The organism is Okibacterium sp. AC114 (assembly GCF_979253355.1).
Genome location: NZ_CEEDBR010000001.1, coordinates 942701 through 964545, shown reverse-complemented (window position 1 = coordinate 964545; position 21845 = coordinate 942701). Strand labels below are relative to the sequence as shown.

General features: G+C 67.8%; 19 protein-coding genes and 1 riboswitch. Of the genes, 10 read left to right on the top strand and 9 right to left on the bottom strand.

Annotation, left to right across the window (positions count from 1 at the left end; all coding sequences use genetic code 11):
* Nucleotides 1-12 precede the first annotated feature (12 nt).
* The 4 genes from rsmA to rsmI form a co-directional block, all read right to left on the bottom strand.
* On the bottom strand, nt 13-846 hold the full coding sequence (gene rsmA / locus ACZ6IE_RS04710; protein WP_464607000.1) for a 16S rRNA (adenine(1518)-N(6)/adenine(1519)-N(6))-dimethyltransferase RsmA: 834 nt from the start codon (nt 844-846) through the stop codon (nt 13-15).
* A gap of 56 nt (nt 847-902) precedes the next feature.
* A complete protein-coding gene (locus tag ACZ6IE_RS04705) occupies nt 903-1847 on the bottom strand; it encodes a TatD family hydrolase (RefSeq protein WP_464606999.1) in 945 nt (314 codons plus the stop codon).
* A gap of 81 nt (nt 1848-1928) precedes the next feature.
* Entirely contained in the window at nt 1929-3509 is a 1581-nt protein-coding gene (metG, locus tag ACZ6IE_RS04700) for a methionine--tRNA ligase (RefSeq protein WP_464606998.1), read from the bottom strand.
* A gap of 10 nt (nt 3510-3519) precedes the next feature.
* A complete protein-coding gene (gene rsmI, locus ACZ6IE_RS04695) occupies nt 3520-4356 on the bottom strand; it encodes a 16S rRNA (cytidine(1402)-2'-O)-methyltransferase (protein WP_464606997.1) in 837 nt (278 codons plus the stop codon).
* Here rsmI and ACZ6IE_RS04690 point away from each other — a divergent pair.
* The 4 genes from ACZ6IE_RS04690 to ACZ6IE_RS04675 all read left to right on the top strand — a co-directional run bounded on the left by ACZ6IE_RS04690 (nt 4355) and on the right by ACZ6IE_RS04675 (nt 11070).
* Nucleotides 4355-6262, top strand: a complete 1908-nt coding sequence (locus ACZ6IE_RS04690; RefSeq protein WP_464606996.1) for a dolichyl-phosphate-mannose--protein mannosyltransferase — start codon at nt 4355-4357, stop codon at nt 6260-6262. The genes rsmI and ACZ6IE_RS04690 overlap by 2 nt on opposite strands.
* A 7-nt stretch (nt 6263-6269) precedes the next feature.
* Entirely contained in the window at nt 6270-7328 is a 1059-nt protein-coding gene (locus tag ACZ6IE_RS04685) for a YeiH family protein (RefSeq protein WP_464606995.1), read from the top strand.
* A gap of 180 nt (nt 7329-7508) precedes the next feature.
* Nucleotides 7509-10235, top strand: a complete 2727-nt coding sequence (locus ACZ6IE_RS04680; protein ID WP_464606994.1) for an immunoglobulin-like domain-containing protein — start codon at nt 7509-7511, stop codon at nt 10233-10235.
* A 148-nt stretch (nt 10236-10383) separates the two neighbouring features.
* A complete protein-coding gene (locus ACZ6IE_RS04675; RefSeq protein WP_464606993.1) occupies nt 10384-11070 on the top strand; it encodes a BMP family ABC transporter substrate-binding protein in 687 nt (228 codons plus the stop codon).
* A gap of 52 nt (nt 11071-11122) precedes the next feature.
* On the opposite strand, the gene ACZ6IE_RS04670 is transcribed toward ACZ6IE_RS04675, so the two are convergent.
* From ACZ6IE_RS04670 to ACZ6IE_RS04655, 4 genes are all read right to left on the bottom strand, one after another.
* Entirely contained in the window at nt 11123-11323 is a 201-nt protein-coding gene (locus ACZ6IE_RS04670) for a hypothetical protein (RefSeq protein WP_464606992.1), read from the bottom strand.
* A 66-nt stretch (nt 11324-11389) separates the two neighbouring features.
* Nucleotides 11390-11794: an arsenate reductase ArsC gene (locus tag ACZ6IE_RS04665; protein WP_464606991.1), complete on the bottom strand. Its 405-nt coding sequence runs from the start codon at nt 11792-11794 to the stop codon at nt 11390-11392.
* 9 nt (nt 11795-11803) lie between these two features.
* A complete protein-coding gene (treS, locus tag ACZ6IE_RS04660) occupies nt 11804-14107 on the bottom strand; it encodes a maltose alpha-D-glucosyltransferase (protein WP_464606990.1) in 2304 nt (767 codons plus the stop codon).
* A 132-nt stretch (nt 14108-14239) separates the two neighbouring features.
* Nucleotides 14240-14560: a DMT family transporter gene (locus ACZ6IE_RS04655; RefSeq protein ID WP_464606989.1), complete on the bottom strand. Its 321-nt coding sequence runs from the start codon at nt 14558-14560 to the stop codon at nt 14240-14242.
* Nucleotides 14561-14577: 17 nt separating this feature from the next.
* A riboswitch (guanidine-III (ykkC-III) riboswitch) is annotated at nt 14578-14644 on the bottom strand.
* Nucleotides 14645-14798: 154 nt separating this feature from the next.
* Between ACZ6IE_RS04655 and ACZ6IE_RS04650 the strand changes: the two genes are divergently transcribed.
* From ACZ6IE_RS04650 to ACZ6IE_RS04640, 3 genes are all read left to right on the top strand, one after another.
* Complete coding sequence (locus ACZ6IE_RS04650; RefSeq protein WP_464606988.1) at nt 14799-16088, top strand: O-acetylhomoserine aminocarboxypropyltransferase/cysteine synthase family protein; 1290 nt, start codon at nt 14799-14801, stop codon at nt 16086-16088.
* A gap of 173 nt (nt 16089-16261) precedes the next feature.
* Nucleotides 16262-16753 carry a CoA-binding protein gene (locus ACZ6IE_RS04645; RefSeq protein WP_445997603.1) on the top strand — a complete coding sequence of 164 codons (492 nt, stop codon included), beginning with the start codon at nt 16262-16264 and terminating at the stop codon, nt 16751-16753.
* 156 nt (nt 16754-16909) lie between these two features.
* Complete coding sequence (locus tag ACZ6IE_RS04640) at nt 16910-18238, top strand: NAD(P)/FAD-dependent oxidoreductase (RefSeq protein ID WP_464606987.1); 1329 nt, start codon at nt 16910-16912, stop codon at nt 18236-18238.
* Nucleotides 18239-18250: 12 nt separating this feature from the next.
* Here ACZ6IE_RS04640 and ACZ6IE_RS04635 read toward each other — a convergent pair whose 3' ends face one another.
* Nucleotides 18251-18736: a glutathione peroxidase gene (locus ACZ6IE_RS04635; protein WP_464606986.1), complete on the bottom strand. Its 486-nt coding sequence runs from the start codon at nt 18734-18736 to the stop codon at nt 18251-18253.
* A gap of 194 nt (nt 18737-18930) precedes the next feature.
* On the opposite strand from ACZ6IE_RS04635, the gene ACZ6IE_RS04630 reads away from it, so the two are divergent.
* From ACZ6IE_RS04630 to ACZ6IE_RS04620, 3 genes are all read left to right on the top strand, one after another.
* Nucleotides 18931-20535: an MFS transporter gene (locus ACZ6IE_RS04630; RefSeq protein ID WP_464606985.1), complete on the top strand. Its 1605-nt coding sequence runs from the start codon at nt 18931-18933 to the stop codon at nt 20533-20535.
* A gap of 254 nt (nt 20536-20789) precedes the next feature.
* A complete protein-coding gene (gene cmtR / locus ACZ6IE_RS04625) occupies nt 20790-21161 on the top strand; it encodes a Cd(II)/Pb(II)-sensing metalloregulatory transcriptional regulator CmtR (protein ID WP_464606984.1) in 372 nt (123 codons plus the stop codon).
* Entirely contained in the window at nt 21158-21835 is a 678-nt protein-coding gene (locus ACZ6IE_RS04620) for a cation efflux transmembrane domain-containing protein (protein ID WP_464606983.1), read from the top strand. The genes cmtR and ACZ6IE_RS04620 overlap by 4 nt, the downstream gene beginning before the upstream one ends.
* Nucleotides 21836-21845 lie beyond the last annotated feature (10 nt).

The following is a 21845-nucleotide window of genomic DNA, read 5'->3' as shown; positions in this document are numbered from 1 at the left end:
GCGACGCGTCGGCTATCCCGCCGAGCGGGCGATGGCGAGGAAGTCGTGCACGGTGAGCTGCTCGCCACGCGCGGTCGGCTCGATGCCCGCACGCACCATCTGCTCGGAGGCGGCCTGCGAGCTGCCGAGCAGCTGGCCGAGGGCCTGGCGCAGCATCTTGCGGCGCTGCTGGAACGCGGCATCGATGATGCCGAACGTGGCAATGCGCTCCTCCTCGGAGCCGAGCGGCACGTCGCGCTTCTCGAAGCCCACGAGCACGCTGTCGACATTCGGCACCGGCCAGAACACCTGGCGGCTCACGTTGCCGGCCAGACGCCACTTGCCATACCAGGCCGCCTTCGCACTCGGCGAGCCATAGACTTTCGAGCCGGGGTCGGCGGCTAGCCGGTGACCGACCTCCGCCTGCACCATCACGACGCCGGACTGCAACGACGGAATGTGCTCCAAGAAGTGCAACAACACGGGCACCGACACGTTGTACGGCAGGTTCGCCACGAGCCGCGTGGGCGCGTCGGGCAGCTCCGTGATGCGCAGCGCGTCCTCGGCGATGACCGTCAACGGCGCACCCGGATGCATCAGCTCGACCGTTTTCGGCAACTGCGTCGCCAGACGTGTGTCGATCTCGACGGCCACGACCGACGCCCCGACCTCGAGCAGGCCGAGCGTCAGAGAACCCAAGCCCGGGCCGATCTCGACGACGCTGTCGCCCGACCCGACCGACGCGACCTTCACGATGCGACGCACGGTGTTCGCGTCGATGACGAAGTTCTGGCCCAACTTCTTGGTGGGCTGCACGTCGAGGAGTTCGGCGAGGTCGCGGATCTCTGCGGGGCCGAGAAGGCTCATCGGGATGTCATCCAGTCGGTTCGGGTGAGGCGGCCGGGAGAGCCCGACAGTCGATTCTACGGGGCCTGAGACGGGGACGGCTGGTCGGCGAACGGGTTGGTCTGCGACGTCACCGGTTCGTCATCCCACCGGCCGTAGACCGACTCGGTGTTCGAGTTGATCTGCGCCGCCAACATCGTCACGTCGGTGCCGAGATGCGACGCCATGAAACGCAGGGTGTGCGGCAGCAAATAGGGCGCATTCGGGCGACCGCGGTAAGGGACAGGCGTGAGGAACGGAGCATCCGTCTCGACCAGGAGCAACGAGCGTGGCGCGCGATCGAGGGCCTCGCGCAGCGTGACCGCGTTCTTGAACGTGACCGTGCCCGCAAACGACATGTACCACCCGTTCTGCGTGCAGATCTCCGCCAGCTCCTCGCCACCCGAGAAGCAGTGGAACACCGTGCGCTCAGGCGCGCCGACCCGCTTCAGGGTGGCCACCACATCGTCATGCGCGTCGCGATCATGAATCTGCAACGCCAGGTTGTTCTTCTTCGCGATCTCGATGTGCGCCTCGAAAGCGCGCAGCTGCGCGGCTCGCCCGGCCGGCTCGGTCGTGCGGAAGTAGTCGAGCCCCGTTTCGCCGACGGCGCGGACGCGCGGCCTGGTCGCCAGCGCCGCAATCGCCTCGAGGGCCGCATCGAGCTCGCCGCGCTCCTCGAGCACGGCCGTCTCGTTCGGGTGCACCGCCACCGCCGCCAACATGCGCGGCTCGACGGCCGCCATCTCGGCACCCCATGTGCTCGTCGCCACATCGGTGCCGACCTGCACGATGCCGCGGATGCCGACGGCCGACGCGCGGTCGAGCTGCTCACGATACGTTAGCGGCTCGACGCCGTCGGCGATCTCGAGATGCGTGTGGTTGTCGTACACCCCGACGACGAGCGATTCGGGCGTCGGCGGATATGAGAGATCCTTCCGCTCACCCTGGTCGCGCTGTCTGACGTGCTGAGGCTCAGTCATACCCCGACGCTACCGCACCCCCGCGGGGGCCGGTCAGCGTTGACGAATCGCGGCGCCGAATCTACGCAGCGGGTGACGGGCCTAGGCTGCGGGCGTCTCGATGCGCGGGAACAACGGCTCGAGGCCATTGACGCTCGTACCGGCCGCCAGCTGACCCCACGTGGCCGCCTCGCGCACCGGCTGAGCCGACAGCTCGCCCAGCACGTCGCGGTGGCCGAGCGCCGTCCACAGCTTCTCGGTGGCCTGAGGCATGATCGGGTGCAGCAGCACGGCCAGCGCGCGCAGACCCTCGGCCGCCGTGTAGAGCACGGTGCCCAGACGCTCGCGGTTGGCGTCGTCCTTCGACAACTGCCACGGCGCCATGTCGGTGATGTAGCCGTTGAGCTCGTCGACGATCGTCCAGATGGCCGACAGAGAGTCGTGGATTGCGAGACGCTCGACGGCCGCATCTGCCGCCGCCGCGGCATCCGCCACGACCTTCTGAATGGCGAGGTCGGCCTCGGACGCCGGGCCCTGGGGCGGCACGACGCCCTCGAAGTAACGCTCGATCATGGCGACGACACGCGACGCCAGGTTGCCGAAACCGTTGGCCAGCTCGGACTGGTAGCGCGCCGACAGGTCTTCCCAGCTGAACGAGCCGTCTTGGCCGAACGTGATGGCGCGCATGAAGTAGTAGCGGAAGGCATCCGACCCGAACGTGTCGGTGATCTCGGTGGGCGCAATGCCCGTGAGCTTCGACTTGCTCATCTTCTCGCCGCCCACGAGCAGCCAACCGTGGCCATAGACCTGGCGCGGAACGTCGAGCCCCGCCGCCATGAGCATGGCCGGCCAGATGACCGAGTGGAAGCGCAGGATGTCTTTGCCGACGATGTGCGTGGCGGGCCAGCGGCGATCGAAGTTGGCGTCGTCTTGGCCGTAACCCACGGCCGTGACGTAGTTGAGCAGCGCGTCGAACCACACGTAGACGACGTGCGACTCGTCCCACGGAACCTTGACACCCCAGTCGAAGGTCGAACGCGAGATCGACAGGTCGCTGAGGCCCTGGCGGATGAACTGCAACATCTCGTTGCGCGCCGAATCGGGCTGCACGAACGTGGGATTGGACTCGTAGAGATCGATCAGCCGCTGCTGGAAGTCACTCATGCGGAAGAAGTAGTTCTTCTCCTGCAGGCGCTCGACGGGGATCGAGTGGATGGCGCACACCTTCTCGCCCTCGTACTGCCCCGTGCCATCGGCCAGCTCGTTGGGGAGTTTGTACTCTTCACACCCGACGCAGTAGAAACCCTCGTATTCGCCGGCGTAGATGAAGCCGTCGTCGTACAGCTTCTGCAAGAAGTCCTGCACGGCCTTCTCGTGCCGCGGGTCGGTGGTGCGGATGAAGTCGTCGTTGGCCACGTCGATCGTCTCGATGAGCGGCTTCCAGCTCTGCTCGACGAGTTTGTCTGCCCACTCCTGCGGCGTGACGCCGTTGGCCGTGGCGGTGCGCAAGATCTTCTGGCCGTGCTCGTCGGTGCCCGTCAGCATCCACGTGTCGTCGCCCGCCTGGCGGTGCCAGCGCGCCAAGAAGTCGGTCGCGACCTCGGTGTAGGCGTGGCCGATGTGGGGCGCATCGTTCACATAGAAGATGGGCGTGGTGACGTAGAAGGACTTGCCGCTGGACATGCTTCCCATTCTAGGGTTTCGGGGCGGCGGGCTTTTCGATGGCCGCCTGATAGAGGTCGCGCTTCGACATGCCCGTGGCCTCGGCGACCTCGGCGGCCGCCTCCTTCACGCGCATGCCCCCGGCGACGAGTGCACGCACCTGCCGGATGCCCTCCTCCGCGTCGATGATGCGCTCGGGGGCGCCCTCGACGACCACGCAGATCTCGCCGCGCACGCCCGGGTCGGCCCACAGCGCCAACTCGTGCGCCGTTCCCCGTTTGACCTCTTCGAACATCTTGGTCAGCTCGCGGCAGACGACAACGCGCCGGGTGGGGCCGAACGCCGCCTCCCCCGCCATATCGTGCAGCGATGCCGCGAGCCGGTTGGGCGACTCGAAGAACACCATGGTGCGGCGCTCGGCGGCGAGCCCGTGCAGGGCCTGGCGCCGCTCGGACGGTTTGCGCGGCAGGAACCCCTCGAAGCTGAACCGGTCGGTGGGCAGACCGGCGACGGCGAGCGCCGTGATGACGGCCGAGGGACCGGGCAGCGCCGTCACCGTGACGCCCGCGAGCGCGGCAGCCTCGACCAGGTGGAACCCCGGGTCGGAGACCGTCGGCATGCCGGCATCGCTCAGCACGAGCACGTCTTCGGTCTGCGCGATGGCGACCAGCTCGCCGGCCCGATCGCGCTCGTTGTGGTCGTGCAGGGCGATCAACCGCGGACGGTTCTCGATCTTCAGCCCGGCCAGCAGCCGCACGGTCGTGCGCGTGTCCTCGGCGGCGACGACGGTGGCGTTCTCGAGCGCCTCGACGAGTCTGCGCGACGCGTCGCCGAGGTTTCCGATGGGCGTGGCCGCGAGAATGATCATGGGGCCAGTCTTCCATCACTTCGCCAGCGACTCGCTGTGGCACCATTGCAGAGTGCAGCCCGAGAACCGTGAGCCCCTCGCCGATGTCGTCTTCGGCGCGTCCGCACCCGGTCAAGCCTCCGCGTCAGCGCAGCCGGCGACAGCAGAGGGCTCGGATGCCGCGGGCACACCCTCCGCGACGGCATCCGTAGCGACGACCGACGCCTCGGGGCACGGCCGACACGCCGATTCCGAGGACGCCACGGGAACTCGCGCCTCGGGTGCACGCGCCGCCTGGGACCGCATCCTCACCGGCAACCGCGATGGTTCGCACGCCGAGCCGCAACCGACCGAGACTCTTCTGCCCGAGCAGCGCGGCAGCCGCCTCGACGACTGGTTCGGCCGCGTCATCAACTCGCCGCGCCGCCTGCAGCTCTGGTACTGGGGCGCCCCCGCGCTGGTCACGCTGCTCGCCGCGGTGCTGCGGCTGTGGAACCTCGGCTACCCGCACTCCCTCATCTTCGACGAGACGTTCTATGTGAAGGACGCCTACACGCTGCTGAACAACGGCTACGAGTCGTCGTGGCCGACAGGCGCCGACGAGAAGTTCGCCGCGGGCGACACCGAGATCTTCCTCGACTCCCCCTCTTATGTGGTGCACCCGCCGCTCGGCAAGTGGCTCATCGCCGTGGGCCTCGGAGCGTTCGGGGCCGGCGACGCCTTCGGGTGGCGCGTCTCGACGGCCGTCATCGGCATCCTCGCGGTCGTGCTGATCATGCTCATCGCGCGCAAACTCTTCGGCAGCACTCTGCTGGCCGTCATGGCCGGTTTCCTGCTGGCGATCGACGGGCACGCCATCGTCATGTCGCGCGTCGCCATTCTCGACAACTCGGTCATGTTCTTCGCGCTCGTGGGGTTCGGCGCGATCCTGCTCGACCGTGACTATACGAACACGCGCATCGCCGTGAAGCTGCGCGCCCTGCAGGAGAAGGGCACCATGCCCGACTGGGGGCCCGTGCTGTGGTGGCGCCCCTGGCTGCTCGTCGCCGGCATCGCGTTCGGTGCGACGTGTGCGGTGAAGTGGTCGGGCCTCTACTTCCTGGCATTCTTCGGCGTCTACGTCATCGTCGTGGATGCCCTCAACCGTCGCCGGCTCGGCATCCCCTTCTGGCTGAGCGCCGCCGTTCTCAAGCAGGGCCCCATCGCCTTCATCCTGATGGTGCCGATCGCGTTCCTCGTCTACCTCTCGTCCTGGACCGGATGGCTCGTCACGTCGGGCGGCTACTACCGCGACTTCGCCGACCAGCCCGGCAACGCCTGGACGGGCACATTCGCGTGGGTTCCGCACGCTCTGCAATCGCTGCTGCACTATCACGAGAGCGCCTACTCCTACCATGTGGGCCTGCACGAACCGCACCCCTACATGGCGAACCCATTGGGCTGGCTGCTGCTGCTGCGCCCCACGAGCATGTACTACCAGGCGGTGCCCAACGGCGACTGCTTCTCGGACAACTGCGTGGGCGCCATCACGTCGATCGCCAACCCGCTCATCTGGTGGGCGGCCACAGCGGCCATCCTCTACCTCGTCTACCGCCTCGCCCGCTACCGCGAGTGGCGCGTGGGACTCATCCTCATGGGCATGGCCGCCGGCTACCTGCCCTGGCTGCTCTACCTGGGCCGCACGGTGTTCCAGTTCTACACGATCGCGTTCGAGCCCTACATGATCCTCGGGCTGGTGTTCACTCTCGGCCTCATCCTCGGCAAGAGAACGGATGAGCGCTACCGGCGCACCCGCGGCATCGGCATCGTGGGCGTGTTCATCGCTGTCGCAACGCTCTTGAGCGCGTTCTGGTATCCGCTCTGGACGGGCACGACCGTGCCGTACTGGTTCTGGCTGATCCACGAGTGGATCCCGTCGTGGATCTAGTCCGACCATGAGCGTCGCCGGCCCGTCGCCCGTGACGCCGCCCGCAACGCCGCTCGTCTCGTCGATCGTGGCGTCTTCGCGGCGCAACCTGCCGGGCCTCGGGATCGCCGGGGTGGCCGTGCTGGTGGCTTGGGGCGTGCACAGCGCGCTGCCGGCCGTGCCTCTGTTGACCGCGTGCGTGCTGCTCGGCATCCTGATCGGTCAGTTGCCCGCAACCAGACGATTGCTCTCGGGGGCCGCGAAGCCCGGCCTGTCGTTCGCGGCGAAGCGCCTCATGCGCATCGGCGTGGTGCTGCTCGGTCTGAAACTCAGCCTGATCGACGTGTTCTCGCTCGGCTGGGTGACGCTCGTGTCGACCATCCTGATCGTGTTCGTCACGTTCGGTGCCACGCTGTGGTTCGGCCGGCTCATGAAGTTGCCGGGGCATGAGCCACTGCTCGTCGCGACCGGGTTCTCGATCTGCGGTGCCAGCGCGATCGGCGCCATGGGTGGTGTGGTGCGCGCCGACGAGAAGGAGCAGGCAACGCCCGTCGCGCTCGTGACGTTGTGCGGAACCCTCGCCATCTTCGTGCTGCCCGCGCTGTGGCATCCACTGGGGCTCGACGCCACTCAGTTCGGGCACTGGACCGGGGCCAGCGTGCACGATGTCGGGCAGGTCGTCGCCACCGCGCAGATCGCCGGGCCGTCGGCGCTCGCTGTCGCACTCGTCGTCAAGCTCACGCGCGTGCTCATGCTGGCGCCGATCGTCGGTGTCGCCGGTGTGGTCGTCAGCCGACGGGATGCCGCGAGCGCACGCCCAGCCACGAAGCGCCCTCCCCTCATCCCCCTGTTCGTCGCGGGTTTCGTGGGCGCAGTGCTCGTGCGCACGCTTATCGACGTGCCTGCGCCGGTTCTCGCGGCCGCCGACACTCTGCAGACCGTGCTGCTCGGTCTCGCCCTCGTCGCGCTCGGAGCGGCCATCCGTGTCGCGGCGCTCGTGCGCACCGGATGGCGGGCGCTCATCGTCGGGCTGGGCTCCTGGGCTCTCATTGCCGCGCTCGCCTTCGGGGCCGTGCAGCTCGGTTGAGCCCGCGCCTATGACCGGATTGCGCATGAACCCGGCCTCCGACGCCGAATAACAACCTCTCGGCAACCGTTCGTTCACAAACGGTTTGCTGCGGCTGCTTACCGTGAAGGAACGGGCCCGGCGCCATCGCGCCCCCACGCCCGCTTCCCCCTTGCACAGCCGATACGGAGTTTTTCTTCAATGAGTATTTCTTCAGTCCAAGCGGGGTCTCCCCGCACGCGACGAGTAACACGATTCTCGATCGCGACACTCGGCACCCTCGGCCTTCTGGCCGGTTCGGTGGCCGTCGCCACGAGCGCCGCGCCCGCCGAAGCAGCCGTCACCTTCCCCACAACCTACCTCAGCACCGCCAACAGCACCTGGACCTACTCGGACAACAACACCGACCCGGCCGCCGGCAACGCCGACCGCCTCGTGTGGACGAAGCCCGCGTTCGACGATGCCGCCTGGAAGAGCGCCAAGGGTGCCTTCGGCGCCAAGAACGGCACCAAGAACATCGGCGCCGGCCTCACCATCAACACGCTGCTGAACCAGTACGCCAACGGAACGTCGACCCCCGATGTGAAGACCTATCACTTCCGTTCGGACTTCACGGTTTCGAGCGAGCAGCTCGCCGCCCTCACGGGCTTGCAGGGCACGATCGTCTACGACGACGCCGTGCAGGTCTTCGTGAACGGCACGCCGGTCGCCGGCTTCGTCGACGACAAGGTGAAAGCGGCTCCTGAAGCTCAGCGCAACCTCATGTACGCGGGCAACTCGGGCGGCGACCCCGCGTCGTCCACGTTCACGGTTCCCGCCTCGGCCCTGAAGTCCGGCGAGAACACCATCGCCGTCGCGCTCTACCAGGACCGCGAAACATCCTCGGACATCTTCCTCGACGTTCCGTCGCTCGCACCCGTGTCGGCCAACGCCGAAGCCGTGCTCTCGGACATCGTCATGACGGTCGGCGCCGACGAGACCTCGCGTCGCCTTGCCTGGTACTCCAACCTCGACACCGCGCAGGTCGCCCAGGTCGCCAAGAAGTCGGACATGACGGGCACCGCGTTCCCCGCGGCATCCGCGACGACCGTGCAGGCCACGGGTGGCAAGACCACGAGCGGCGAATACAATCGTTTCGCTCAGTTCGACACCCTCGCCGAGAAGACCGAGTTCGTCTACCGCGTGGGCAGCGAACAAAACGGATGGTCGCCCACCTACGACTTCCGCACCGCTGCCGCCTCGGGCGACTACAGCTTCTTTTTCGTCGGAGACCCGCAGATCGGCGCCTCGGGCAACGTGGCGAACGACCAGGCCGGCTGGACCGACACCCTGAAGGTCGCCCAGGAGACCCGCCCCGACGCCGAAATGCTGTTCTCGGCCGGTGACCAGGTCGAGAGCGCCGGCAACGAGGCGCACTACCAGGCGTTCCTCGCCCCCGACGCCCTGCGCGAGCTTCCCCTCGTGCCCGTCAACGGCAACCACGACGTGGGCTCGAAGGCCTACGAGCAGCACTACAACGTGCCGAACTTCGACCCCAACTCCGGCGCGGCCGGTTCCGCCTCCTCCTCCGGCGGCGACTACTGGTTCATGTACAAGGACGTTCTGTACATGGTGCTGAACTCCAACAGCCAGGACACCGCCAGCCACAAGGCGTTCCTCGAGAAGGTCGTCGCCGAACAGGGCGCCAAGGCCAAGTGGAAGGTGCTCGCGTTCCACCACTCGATCTACTCCGTCGCATCGCACGTCGACGACGCCGACATCGAGGCGCGCCGCGCCGTGCTGCCGCAGATCATCTCGGGCCTCGACATCGACCTCGTGCTGATGGGCCACGACCACAACTACACCCGCACCTACCTGATCAAGGACGGTGTGGTCGCCAACCCCGACGAGGCCGCCGCCCAGGGCACCGTCGAAGCCAAGGATGGTGAGGTGCTCTACGTGACCGCCAACTCCGCCAGCGGTTCGAAGTACTACAACACCAACGAGACTTACCCGCACCCGTGGGCATCCGTCATCAACCAGGAGAAGGTGCGCAACTACTCCACCATCGACGTGACCGACGAGTCGATCACCGTCACCACCATGCGCAGCCAGCAGTCGGGTGCCGACAAGCCCGTGAACAGCGTCGTCGACAAGGTCACCCTCGAACGTGCGGATGTCACACCGCCCGTTCTGACGGTGCCCGCGGCCTCGTCCATCCAGACCGGTTCGACCTTCGACCCCGCCACGGGCGTCACCGCCACCGACGACAAGGATGGCGACCTGACGTCGGCCGTCACCGTCGCAGGCACCGTCGACACCGCCGCCGAGGGCACCTACACTCTCACCTACAGCGTGACGGATGCCGCCGGCAACACCGCGACGGCAACTCGCCAGGTCACCGTGGCCGACGGCGCGTTCACCCAGCGCGGGCTGCCCACCATCACGGGTGACGCCCGCGTCGGCGAGACCCTCACGGCTTCGGCCGGCGAGTGGACCCCTGCACCGACGGGTGTGGCCTACCAGTGGCTGCGTGCCGGTCAGCCGATCGACGGCGCCACCTCGGCCACCTACACCCCGGTTGCCGCGGATCTCGCCTCGGCGCTCTCGGTGCGCGTGACCGTCTCGGCAGCGAACTACGCCGACGCGGTGGCCACCTCCGCCGCCGTCGCTGTGGCACCCGCTATCGAGCCGACGCCTGCGCCGACCCCGGCGCCCACGACGGCTCCGACCGACGCACCGACCGCTGCTCCGACGGCCGCGCCCACCGCGCAGCCGACCGGCACTCCGGCCGCCGACCCGACGGCTACCCCGCTGCCGGGTGCGTCGAACGGCGCGCTGCCCTCGACCGGTAGCGAGACCGCTGCGGGCCTGAGCCTGTTGGCCGTGTTGCTTCTCGTCGCCGGCGGATCGTTCGTCGCCCTGCGTCGCACGCGTCGCCACAGCTAATCACCCGGGCGGTGGCCGGCCGGTGAGAACCGAGCCGGGCCACCGCCCTCCTGCACTACGCATCACGCACTTCGCTTCATCCGCATCATGCGCGGTGTCACCGGCCGATACGACCGGGGCACCGCGCCGCACTCGTTCTGAGGAAATCATGTCGATGTCTCCCCGCCCCTTCCCGCTTACCGTCGCCGGGACAATCGGCCTCGCCGGACTCCTCTTAGCGGCTACGACGGCTTGTACCAGCGCCGCGCCCTCGGACGGCGGCTCGCAGGCATCCACCTCTCTGAGCACCGAAGATAGCGCCGACGCGTCGGCCACTCGCCCCTCTCCCGGTGCGACGTTGCCGCCGGTCGCAGCGCCCCCCGCATCCGCCGACCGCCTCGCAAGTTTCACCGTGCGCATCGTCGCCGCCGACGACGCCCTCTCGGCATCCGGAACCGCGGCGGCCATCGCCTTCGCCGAACAGAACGGCGCGGATGTCGAAGCCTCCGTCTCGGCCGCGGGCGACGACGACGCCTTCGCCGCCCACCTCGAGGAAGCCGTCGCCGCGGCCCCGAGCGTGATCCTCACGGTCGGCCCGAACGCCGTCGACCTGGTCGACTCCGCTTCGGCCAACAACCTCGGCCAGCTCTTCCTGCTCGTCGGCGCTCAGCTGCCCGAACCGACCGCCAACGTCACCGCGGCGGTATGGCCGGGTGCCGACTCTCGGGGCACGGTGTCGATGGCTGAGACATCCCCCGATGCTTTCGCGGCCCACGTCGACGCGGGACTCGAGGCGGGTTTCGCCGCCATCCTCGCGGACGAGACGGGCTACGTCTACGAACTCCCCGTCCAGTAGCGCGACGGGCAACGACTCGGTCGTCTCCGTCAGGCGACCCGGGAGCGAGCAGCTACATCAAGCGGCGCACACCGTGCTGCGAGCGCTCGGCGTCGCGGTCGAGAAGGTCCTGCCGCAACTGCGGGTCGTCGTGGAGCTCCTGCTCGGTGCGACCCGCGCGACCCGTGCGGCGGCGCAGCCAGACGCCCAATCCGACGAGCAGGATGAATCCCACTAGGGCGAGCACGCCGGTCACGATCACTTCGATGGTCATTGTGCCTCCTCCCCACCCAGCCTAGACAGCGCGACTCCTCTTGAGAAGGGCCGACGAGAGCATGAACTAGGCGGGCAGGATCTCGGTCAGCAGCTGCTCGATGCGGCCCTTGATGTCGTCGCGGATCGGCCGGACAGACTCGATGCCCTGGCCCGCCGGGTCGTCGAGTTGCCAGTCCTCGTAGCGTTTGCCGGGGAAGATCGGGCACGCGTCGCCGCAGCCCATGGTGATGACCACGTCGGCCTGTTTGACGGCATCCACGGTCAGGATCTTGGGCACATTGCCCGCGATGTCGATGCCCTCTTCGGCCATGGCCTCGATGGCGACAGGGTTGATCTCGTCCTTCGGTTCGCTGCCGGCGCTGAAGACGTCGACGCGATCGCCCGCGAGGGCGCCCAGGTAGCCGGCCGCCATCTGCGAACGGCCGGCGTTGTGCACGCACACGAAGAGTACTGCGGGTTTGTTGGTCATGTGCTCGTTTTACTCGTCGTCCGAGACGGATTCGTCGTTGTCGAGCGCCTCTTCGTCGGGACCCATCAGCAGGAACAGGCCAGCGTAGGGCTCGAGGCGCACGCCGAAGGTCTGCAGGTCGTCGACCCGCCCGATCTCGAGACCGGATGCCGCATCGAAGACGGCGCGGCGCGGGATGAGCTCACTCGACCGCACGCTGCCCTCGATGGGCTGGTCGGTGAAGTTCAGCACCGTGACCTGCAAGGGTGCGTCATCCCAATCGGCCTTGCCACCGTCGAGACGATGCACCATGACGAGCATGCCGGGGTGCGAGACATCCGGAACGTCTACCTGCGTGCCGATGGCGATATCGTTGGCGTCGCGAATGGCGAGCAACTCTTTCAGCTGAGAGGCGAACGAGTCGGGGCGCTGCAGCTGGTCGGGCAAGTTGCCGTAGAGCGAGCGACCGCGGGGCATGCCGGATGCCGACGCCACCGCCTCCTCGTCGAAGCCCATCAGGTCGTGGGCGGCGCGTTCGATCCACCGCGTGTCACCCTCGGCGATGAGCTCGGAGACCTGTTCGGAGGGCAGCGGCAGCGCGCCCACGAGGTCCCAGGCGGAGAGCGCGAAGACGCCCGGCTGCCATGCGTTGAAACGCGCGAGCAGCAGGTGGGCGCGGGCGATCATGTCGACGTCGTCCTCGCGGATCTTGTCGAGCTCGTTGAAGCCCTGGGCCGCAGCGATGACCGAGGCCGTGGTGCAGGCGATGCCGTTGGTCGTGAACACACGGTTGTAGGGCGCGTTCTCGCCCGTGAGGCGTTCGATCATGTCGGCGCGGATCGTCTCGGCGAGGTCGCCGCCCGCCATCTGCTGGTCGCGGAACGTGTACTCGTCGGCGCAGTGCAGCGTGGCCCAGTGCACGAGCTCGTAGGTGAGCTCGTCGTGGTTCTGCAGGGCGTGCACGAGTTGAACGGGTTGCACATCGGTCTCGAGCGACGTGCGCAGCGTGAGGCGCAGGAACTCGGTGTCGCCCATGGCCAGCGCGTGCTGGTAGGCGGGCCGGTTGATGAAGTCGTAGGACAGGTCGGCACCCACACGGCCGGTGTTGCGGATGTCCTCGACCGTGAGGTTGAGCTCCTGGAACGTGAAGCCGCCCACCTTGCGCACCATGCTGGCGATGAGGTGGTTGGCGGCCTCGGACAGTGGGTGACCCTCTGACCAGGCCGGCATGCCCTCTGCGCTCTTCTCCACGCCGAGGAACCCGTTGGCGTCGAGGCGCAGGGCCGTCGAGCCGAGGTCGCCGAGCGAGTGCAGGGCGTCACCGATGACGAGGCGCATGCCCGCGAAGGTGGGGTCGAGCCAGTTGATGGAGGGCTGACCCTGCTTGAAGTAGTGCAGGTAGACCCAGCGGCGGGTGCGACCGTCGACGCCCAACACGGGTGCCGTGGCGCTCCAGTTGGTCTCCTTCACGCCGGGCGCATAGAAGATGACGCGCTGCAGGGCGCCGATGATGTAACCCTGGTCGGCCAGGCTCTGCTCGGCCGCGGCGTCGAGGTTGACGGCATCCCGGCCCTCGGGCACGTCGGGCAGCAGGGGCCAGTCCGCCTCGGGGATTTCGATCATGTGGTAGATGCCGGGGAAGTCTTTATAGGCCATCTCGGCGAGGCGGAAGTCGGCGCCCTTGCCCGTGTGACCGGGCACGATGTCGTCGATAACGCTGCCCGAGTACTGGTCGGCCACGTCGCACAGCGAACGGAACTCGTCTTCGGTGCCGAACGCCGGGTCGATCTGCGTGGAGATGCGGTCGAAGTGACCGTCGACGCTGGCCGTCTGGCGCCAGCCGGTCAGGCCGCCGGCGCGCTTGACGGGGCCGGTGTGCACGGCGTCGATGCCGATGCGCTCGAACGCGCGCCACAGGTCTTCGTCACCGAGGGCGCCGAGGTAGGACTGCCCGGGGCGCGTGATGAGCGAGATCGGGTAGGCGGTGAACCACACCGAAGCCGACTGGATGGCGCGGCGCGCGTCAGGCCGGGCATACGGGTTGCGCCACATGCTGGGCTGACCGGAGTGCTGGCGGCTGAGGACATCGGCGTCGCCGAGCATCGACTGACGCACCAACCAGGCCACGTAGGCGGGGTTCGAGCCGTCGGGTTCGCGGGGGTCGAGCTTCGACCGCGTGATGCCCGAGGTGCGCAGGTGGGCGCTCGGGCGCAGGCGCTTCGGGCGGGCCGGATAGCGCTCCTCGTCGTACGAAATCTCTGCCGCTTCCGGCACCGTGTCGGGCGTCGTCTCGGGGGTGACGTCAGTGCTGTCGTACTCGGGGGTTTCCGTCATGGTCTTAGTAGATCACGCCCGGGAGAACGCCCGCACCCCCTACCGGCCGCTGCCGCCGATGTGGTGGAATGCGGTGGCGGCGGCAGGGGCGGGGTGCGCGTCGTCAGCCGCCCACTTCGGATCGCTCGAGGCCTAGTGGCCGTCGACCATTTTGAGGCCGACGACGCAGCCGACGAGGCCCAGGATGAGGAGGATCTTGATGACCGAGATCGATTCGCCGCCGAACACCATGGCGTAGACGACCGTGAGGCTGGCGCCGATTCCGACCCAGACGGCGTAGGCCGTGCCGACCGAGATGTCGCGCATGGCGAAGGCGAGGCCGCCCATGCTGGCGATGAGGGCCACGCCGAAGATGATGGTCGGCCAGAGCTTCGTGAAGCCCTCCGACTTGCCGAGGGCCGTGGCCCAGACGGCCTCGAGGATGCCCGACACGATGAGGACGATCCAAGCCATGACTGTTACTCACTTTCGTGGTCAGTCTTGTCGCTTTCCGGGTACTGCGCCCTCGTCCGGATGCCGCTCTCGCTGCGGCACTCCCCCAGTATGCCAAACCGGCCTGATCACGGCCTGTGCAACCGGGTGCCCGCCAGCGTCGAGCGAAAAATAGGGCGTGGATGCGGCATCCCACCGTCTGTGACGGTGCGTTACGGCCGCGCCTCCACTGTCGGTGGCCACGACTAATCTGGGGCGTATGGCAGATCGCGAATACGGCTTCCGCACGCGTGCGATTCACGCGGGCAACATCCCCGACCAGGTGACGGGGGCGCGCGCGCTGCCCATTTACCAGTCGACCGCTTTCGTTTTCGATGACACGGCCGATGCCGCGGCTCGGTTTGCGCTGCAGAAGTACGGCAACATCTACTCGCGCCTGTCGAACCCCACGGTGGCGAGCTTCGAAGAGCGCGTGGCCAGCCTCGAGGGCGGGCTCGGCGCTGTGGCCACCGCATCCGGTCTTGCGGCCCAGTACATCGTGTTCGCCTCACTGGCGGGTGCCGGCGACCACATCGTCGCGTCGGCGAACCTCTACGGCGGATCGATCACGCAGTTGGATGTCACGCTGCGCCGTTTCGGGGTCGAGACCACGTTCGTGGGCTCCGCGAACGCCGAGGACTACGCCGCCGCCATCACGCCCCGCACCAAGGTGCTCTTCGCCGAGACCGTGGCCAACCCGTCGGGTGAGATCGCCGATATCGAGGCGCTCGCCGATGTGGCCCACGCCCATGGCATCCCGCTCGTCATCGACTCGACCATCGCCACGCCCTACCTCAACCGCCCGATCGAGTGGGGCGCCGACATCGTCACGCACTCGGCCACCAAGTTCTTGGGTGGGCACGGCACCACGGTGGGCGGCCTGGTCGTCGAGAGCGGTCGGTTCGACTACTCGGCCGACAAATTCCCCCTCTTCCACGAGCCCGTCGCCAGCTACGGCGGGCTGACGTGGGCCGGCAACTTCGGCGAATACGCCTTCCTCACGCGGCTGCGCGCCGAACAGCTGCGCGACATGGGACCCGTCTTGTCGGCCCAGTCCGCGTTCCAGCTGGCGCAGGGCGTCGAGACGTTGCCCTACCGGATCGACGCGCATGTGGCGAACGCCCGGGCCGTGGCCGAATGGCTCGACGCCGACCCGCGCATCGAGGCCGTCAACTGGGCGGGGCTGCCCGCGCATCCGCACCATGAGCGCGCCAACAAATACCTGCCGAAGGGGCCGGGCTCGGTCTTCACGTTCGAGGTCAAGGGCGGCCGTCCCGTCGGGCAGAAGCTCATCGAATCGGTCAACCTGGCCAGCCACCTCGCCAACATCGGCGACGCCAAGACGCTCATCATCCACCCGGCGTCCACCACGCACGCGCAGCTGACCGAGCAACAGCTGCTCGAGGCCGGCGTGCGACCCGGTGTCGTGCGTTTGAGCGTGGGCATCGAAGACCCCGACGACATCATCTACGACCTCGACCAGGCACTCGCCCAGGCAGTGGAGGCATGAGCATGAGCACCGCAACCAGCACCTCGAGCACCGACAACACCTCCAGCACCGTCGAGAGCACGTCGACCGGCATCGACGGCAGCGCCGCGGCATCCACCGGCGGCGACACCGTCAACGCCGTGCTCGCCAACGGCCTCAGCTGCCAGCTGCCCGCCGATTCGCCCCTCGCCCGCCTGCTGAAATCGCAGCGCACCTGGGAGGGCCCCGACGCCAAGAAGCGGCTCGGCATCCTGCGTCGCGCCAAGTCCATCGCCATCGTCGGCGCCTCGTCGAACCCGTCGCGCTCGAGCTACTTCGTCGGCACCTATCTGCTGCAGTCGACCGACTACCGCGTGTACTTCGTCAACCCGAACGCCACCGAGATCCTGGGCCAGAAGGCCTACCCCGACCTCGCGTCACTGCCCGAGGTGCCCGACATCGTCGACGTGTTCCGCAAGGCCAGCGATATCCCGTCGGTCGTCGACGAGGTCGCCGCGGTCGGCTCGCCCGTCATGTGGGTGCAGCTCGGCATCTGGAACGAGGATGCCGCCCGCGACGCCGAGGCCCGCGGCATCGAGGTCGTCATGGACCGCTGCGTGAAAATCGAACATGCCCGCTTCCACGGCGGCCTGCACCTCATGGGATTCGACACCGGACAGATCACGGCACGCAAGACGATTCGCTGAGCGCGGGCCCTCTCCTTCGCCTGCGATCGTGACGGGGGCTGGCCCACTTCGACCGCTGCGCCACAGGCCCAGGATGTCTTCCGGCCGATGATAACGGCAGGTCCAGCGGGAATCGAGCCCCTGGATTGCCGGATGCCTCGGGCGTAGGTTCGTAGGATGAGCCAAAGAATTCTGATCCTCGGCGGCGGATATGCCGGCCTCTACGCTGCGAAAAGCCTGCAGAACCAGAGCGATGCGCTCCTCGAGATCACCGTCGTCGACGCCAACCCCTACATGACCTACCAGCCGCTGCTGCCCGAAGTGGCCGGCGGACACGTCAACCCCGCCGACGTCACCATCGACCTGCGACGCACCCTGCGCCACTGCACCGTGCTGCGCGGCACCGTCACCGACCTCGACGTCGAACAGAAGACCGCGAACATCGACCTGCTCAACGATCAAGAAATCTCGATCGACTACGACCAGGTCATCCTGGCGCTCGGCGCCGTCACGCGCGTGTTCCCCACCCCCGGGCTGAAAGAAAACGCGGTCGGATTCAAGACCGTCGAAGAAGCCGTCTACACCCACAACCGGGTGCTCGAGCAGGTGGCACGCGCCGCCGAAACCACCGATGAGGCTGAGAAGCGCAAAGCCCTCACCTTCGTGTTCGTGGGCGGCGGCTACACCGGCGTCGAGGCGCTTAGCGAACTGTCCGACCTGTCGAAAAACGCCGTGCGCAATCATCCGTCGCTCGACGAATCAGACCTGCACTGGGTGCTCATCGAAGCGCTCGACCGCGTGGCGCCCGAAGTCGGCCCCGAGCTCTCGAAGTGGACACTGCAGGCGTTGCGCGACCGCGGGATCGACATCCGCCTCGAGACAACCATCGAGTCGTGCGAAAACGGCGACGTGGTCTTGAAGGGCGGCGAAGTCATCCCCGCGAACACCATCGTGTGGACCGCTGGCGTGCAGCCCAACCCGCTCTACAAGAGCACCAACGTGCCGCTCGGGCCCAAGGGTCACGTCATCGCCAACGCGCATTTGCAGGTCATGCGTGAGGATGGCTCGATCGTCGACGGCGCCTGGGCACTGGGCGACAATGCGCAGGTGCCCGACCTCACGGCCGCCAAGCAGCCCGCCTACTACCCGCCGAACGCGCAGAACGCCATGCGGCAGGCGCCCGTGGCCGCGAAGAACGTGGTGTCGAGCATCCTGTCGCGCCCGCTCGTCGAATACCGCCACGAGTCGCTCGGCACGATCGCCAGCTACGGCATCGGGCACGGCGCCGCGAACGTCAAGGGCATCAAGCTGAAGGAGCTTTCGGCCTGGCTGATGCACCGCGCCTATCACGGGGCCGTCATCCCGACCTTCAACCGCAAGATCCGCGTGTTCATCGGATGGTTCACCGAGGCGTTGACGTCCCGCGAAACGACGGCCATGACGGCGCTCGAGACGCCACGCAAGGCCTTCACGGCGGCGTTCGGAAAGTCGCGCGCGAAAAACTGACCGTGGCGGGGCTCAGGCGGGCAGCGACGACTCGATCAGCGAGACGATCTCGGGGGCGTCGGGCTCGACCGTGGGGCGGAAGCGGTGCACGCGACCGTCGGGCGTGATGACGAATTTTTCGAAGTTCCATTTCACGCGGCCCGCCTTGCCGTCGGCATCCTCGGCCTTCGTCAGCTCCTGGTAGAGCGGGTGAGCCGAGCGGCCGTTCACTTTGACCTTCTCGAACATGGGGAACGTGACGCCCCACGTCATCGAGCAGTACTCCTTGATCTTGTCCTCGTCGCTGAGCTCCTGCAGGAACTGGTTGCTCGGAAAACCGAGCACCGTGAAGCCGCGGTCGCCGTAGGTCTTCTGCAGCTGCTCGAGCTTCTCGTACTGTGGGGCGAGGCCGCACCGCGAGGCCACGTTGACGATGAGCTTCACGGGGGCGTAGTCGGCGAGGGTTGCCGCATCCCCGTCGATGGTGGTGAGTTCGATGGTGTCGAGGGCGTCGGTCACGGTGTCTTCTCTCTGAGTGGCGTCACGCGGTGAGCGTTGTTCGACTCTAACCCCGCGTGTTGCATGCCGAAGCGCACAGGGGTGTACAGTCGTGGCATCTGAGGTAAAAACGCAGGGTCTGGCCGATGGCCACTTGCGCAGGCACGCGGTATCGAGTGATCCGCCACTTCTTCGCCCAGAAGGAGTGTGCCCACATGTCATCCGAACTCTCACCCGTCGCCTCGAGCCCAGAGCGGGCAGCGAATCCCACGGGTTCCGGTCTACCGATCGTCGTGCACAGCGGTGCAGCCAACACCGGTGCCGGCACTCCGCCCGCAGCCGAGTCGCCCGCAGCCGAGTCGCTCGCAACCGAGCCACGCAAGGCGCCGGGGACGCTGCGCGAGGCGTGGGTCGCCATCGCCGGACTGTCGGCCGTGTTCCTCTTCGAGATGCTCGACAACTCGATCCTCAACGTCGCGTTGCCGACGATCGGGCGTGAACTGCACGCCTCGACAAGTGCGCTGCAACTCGTCACGAACTCGTATGCCATCGTCTTCGGTGGGCTCATGCTCGTGCTGAGCGCCCTCGCCGACCGGGTGGGGCGTCGCCGCATCATGCTCATCGGGCTGGTGCTCCTGGCGCTGGCGAGCCTGGCCACGGCCGTGGTGTCGACGCCCGAAGAGCTCATCGCCGTGCGCGCCGTGATGGGGGTTGCTGCGGCCATGACCACCCCGGGCTCGCTCGCGCTGGCGTTCCGGCTGTTCGAGGACGACACGTTGCGGGTGCGTGCAACGACCGTGATCTCGACGGTCGGGCTGGTCGGGCTGGCCATCGGGCCCACGGTCGGCGGCCTCGTGCTGGCGGTCGCGCCGTGGCAGGTGTTGCTGCTGATCAACGTTCCGATCGCGGCACTGGCCTTCATCGGCATCCGTCGCGGGGTGGTTGCGGACGATCCCGCGGGGCTGCACCGCGACCCCGTCGATATCGCGGGTGGCGTTCTCGGAACGGTCACGATCGTGGCCGCGCTCCTCGCCCCCACGCTCTTCGTCGAGGCGGGGTCGGCTTCGAGCTCGGGCGCTGGCTCGGATTCGGGAATTCGATCCTGGATGCCGTGGCTCACCCTCGCCGTGGCGGTCTGCGCCGGTGCACTCTTCGTTTGGCGCGAACGCACGGCCCAGCACCCGTTGCTCGACCTGCGACTGATCGCGCTCCCCCTCGTCTCGAGCGGCCTGGCCTTCAAGGCCGCATCCGGGCTCGCGACCGCGGGTCTCGGCTACCTCATCACCCTGCAGTTGCAGCTCGCGTGGGGCTGGTCGCCCGCCCAGGCGGCCCTCGGCATGTTGCCCCAGGTCGTCGTCCTGCTCGGCGGCGGTGTGCTCATCGGCCCGGTCGTCAAACGTGTGGGCCTCGCGAACGCCGCCTGGATGAGTGCCACCTCCGTCGTGGCGGGCTTGGCCGTCTTCGCCGCTTTCGGCCGCTTCGGCTATGGATGGGTGCTGCTCGCACTGGTTCTGGTCGCAGCCGGCATGCGGGTCGTCGGCATCGTCGCGGGCACGAATGTCATGCGAGGCCTCCCCTCGAACCGCACGACGATCGGAGCCGCGCTCGTCGATACGTCGAGCGAGGTGGCGACGGCCGTCGGGATCGCGGTGGCTGGCACCATCCTCGCGGCCCTCTTCACGGGTTCGATTACGGCCGGCGGATGGTCGGCTACCCAGGGGGTCGAGTTCGCGAACGCCGTCGAGATCGGCGGAGGTGTGCTGACGGTTCTGGCGGGGACGCTCGTCGTCGTCGGGATCGTGCGGGCTCGGCGAGCCTGAAGCGCGCGGGTGTCCGGGGGCTGCCAGCAGCGGCTCCCGGATTCCGGCTCCCGGCTTCCGGCTTCCGGCTTCCGGCTTCGGTTTCCGGTTTCCGGTTTCCGGTTTCGGTTTCCGGTTTCCGGTTTCCGGTTTCGGTTTCCGGTTTCCGGTTTTCGGTTTTCGGTTTTCGGTTTCGGTTTCCGGCGACGGGCTACCCACTACCGGGCGACCGCCTTCTCCTGTTCATTGGTCAGCGCACGCTGTATAGTCAGTGCATGCTGACCAGTGCTCCCCGACTCGACGTTCTCGGCCGCCTCGGGCGTGCGCTCGCCGACCCGACCCGCTCACGCATCCTCATGGCTCTGCTCGAACGGCCCGGATACCCCGCCCAGCTCGCGCGCGACCTCGACCTCACGCGGTCGAACGTGTCCAACCACCTGAGCTGCCTGCGCGGCTGCGGAATCGTCGTGGCACTTCCCGAGGGCCGGCAGACGCGCTACGAGATCTCGGACCCCCACCTGACTCGCGCGCTCGAGGCCCTCGTCGACGTCGTCCTGGCCGTCGACGACGGGCGCGACTGCGAAGACGATGCGTGCGATGTGCCGCTGTGCTGCGGAACCGGAGCCGCCGTGGAGTCGCGGCGATGAGCGCGGTGCTCGAGACATCGCGCCGCGACACGTTGCGTCGCCGCATCCGCTGGATTGTGGCAGGAACCATCGCCTACAACGTGGTCGAAGCGATCATCGCACTCGCGGCCGGATCGGTGGCGTCATCCGCTGCTCTGATCGGGTTCGGGCTGGATTCGATCGTCGAGGTGCTGTCGGCGGCGGCCGTGGCGTGGCAGTTCGCGGCCCCCGACCCCGAGCGGCGTGAGAAGACGGCCCTGCGCGTCATCGCCGTGTCGTTCTTCGGGCTCGCGGCATATGTGAGCGTCGACGCGGTCCTCTCGCTGGTGGGGATGCGCGAGGCCGATCACAGCCCCGTCGGCATCGTTCTCGCGGCCGTCAGCCTCGTCATCATGCCCGGCCTGAGCTGGCTCGAACGCCGCACGGGACGCGAGCTCGGCTCGGCATCCGCGATCGCCGATTCGAAACAGACACTCATCTGCAGCTACCTGTCGGCGGCCCTGCTCGTGGGCTTGCTGCTCAACGCGTTGCTCGGCTGGGCCTGGGCCGACTCGGTTGCGGCGCTCGTGATCGCCATCTTCGCGGTGCGCGAGGGGCTCGAGGCGTGGAAGGGCGAAAGTTGCACCGTGCCCGTCTCGGCACTCACGGGCGAACGCGAGGTCGAAGCCTGCGAGTGTTGCGCGCCGGCTCACTGATGGGCTCTGA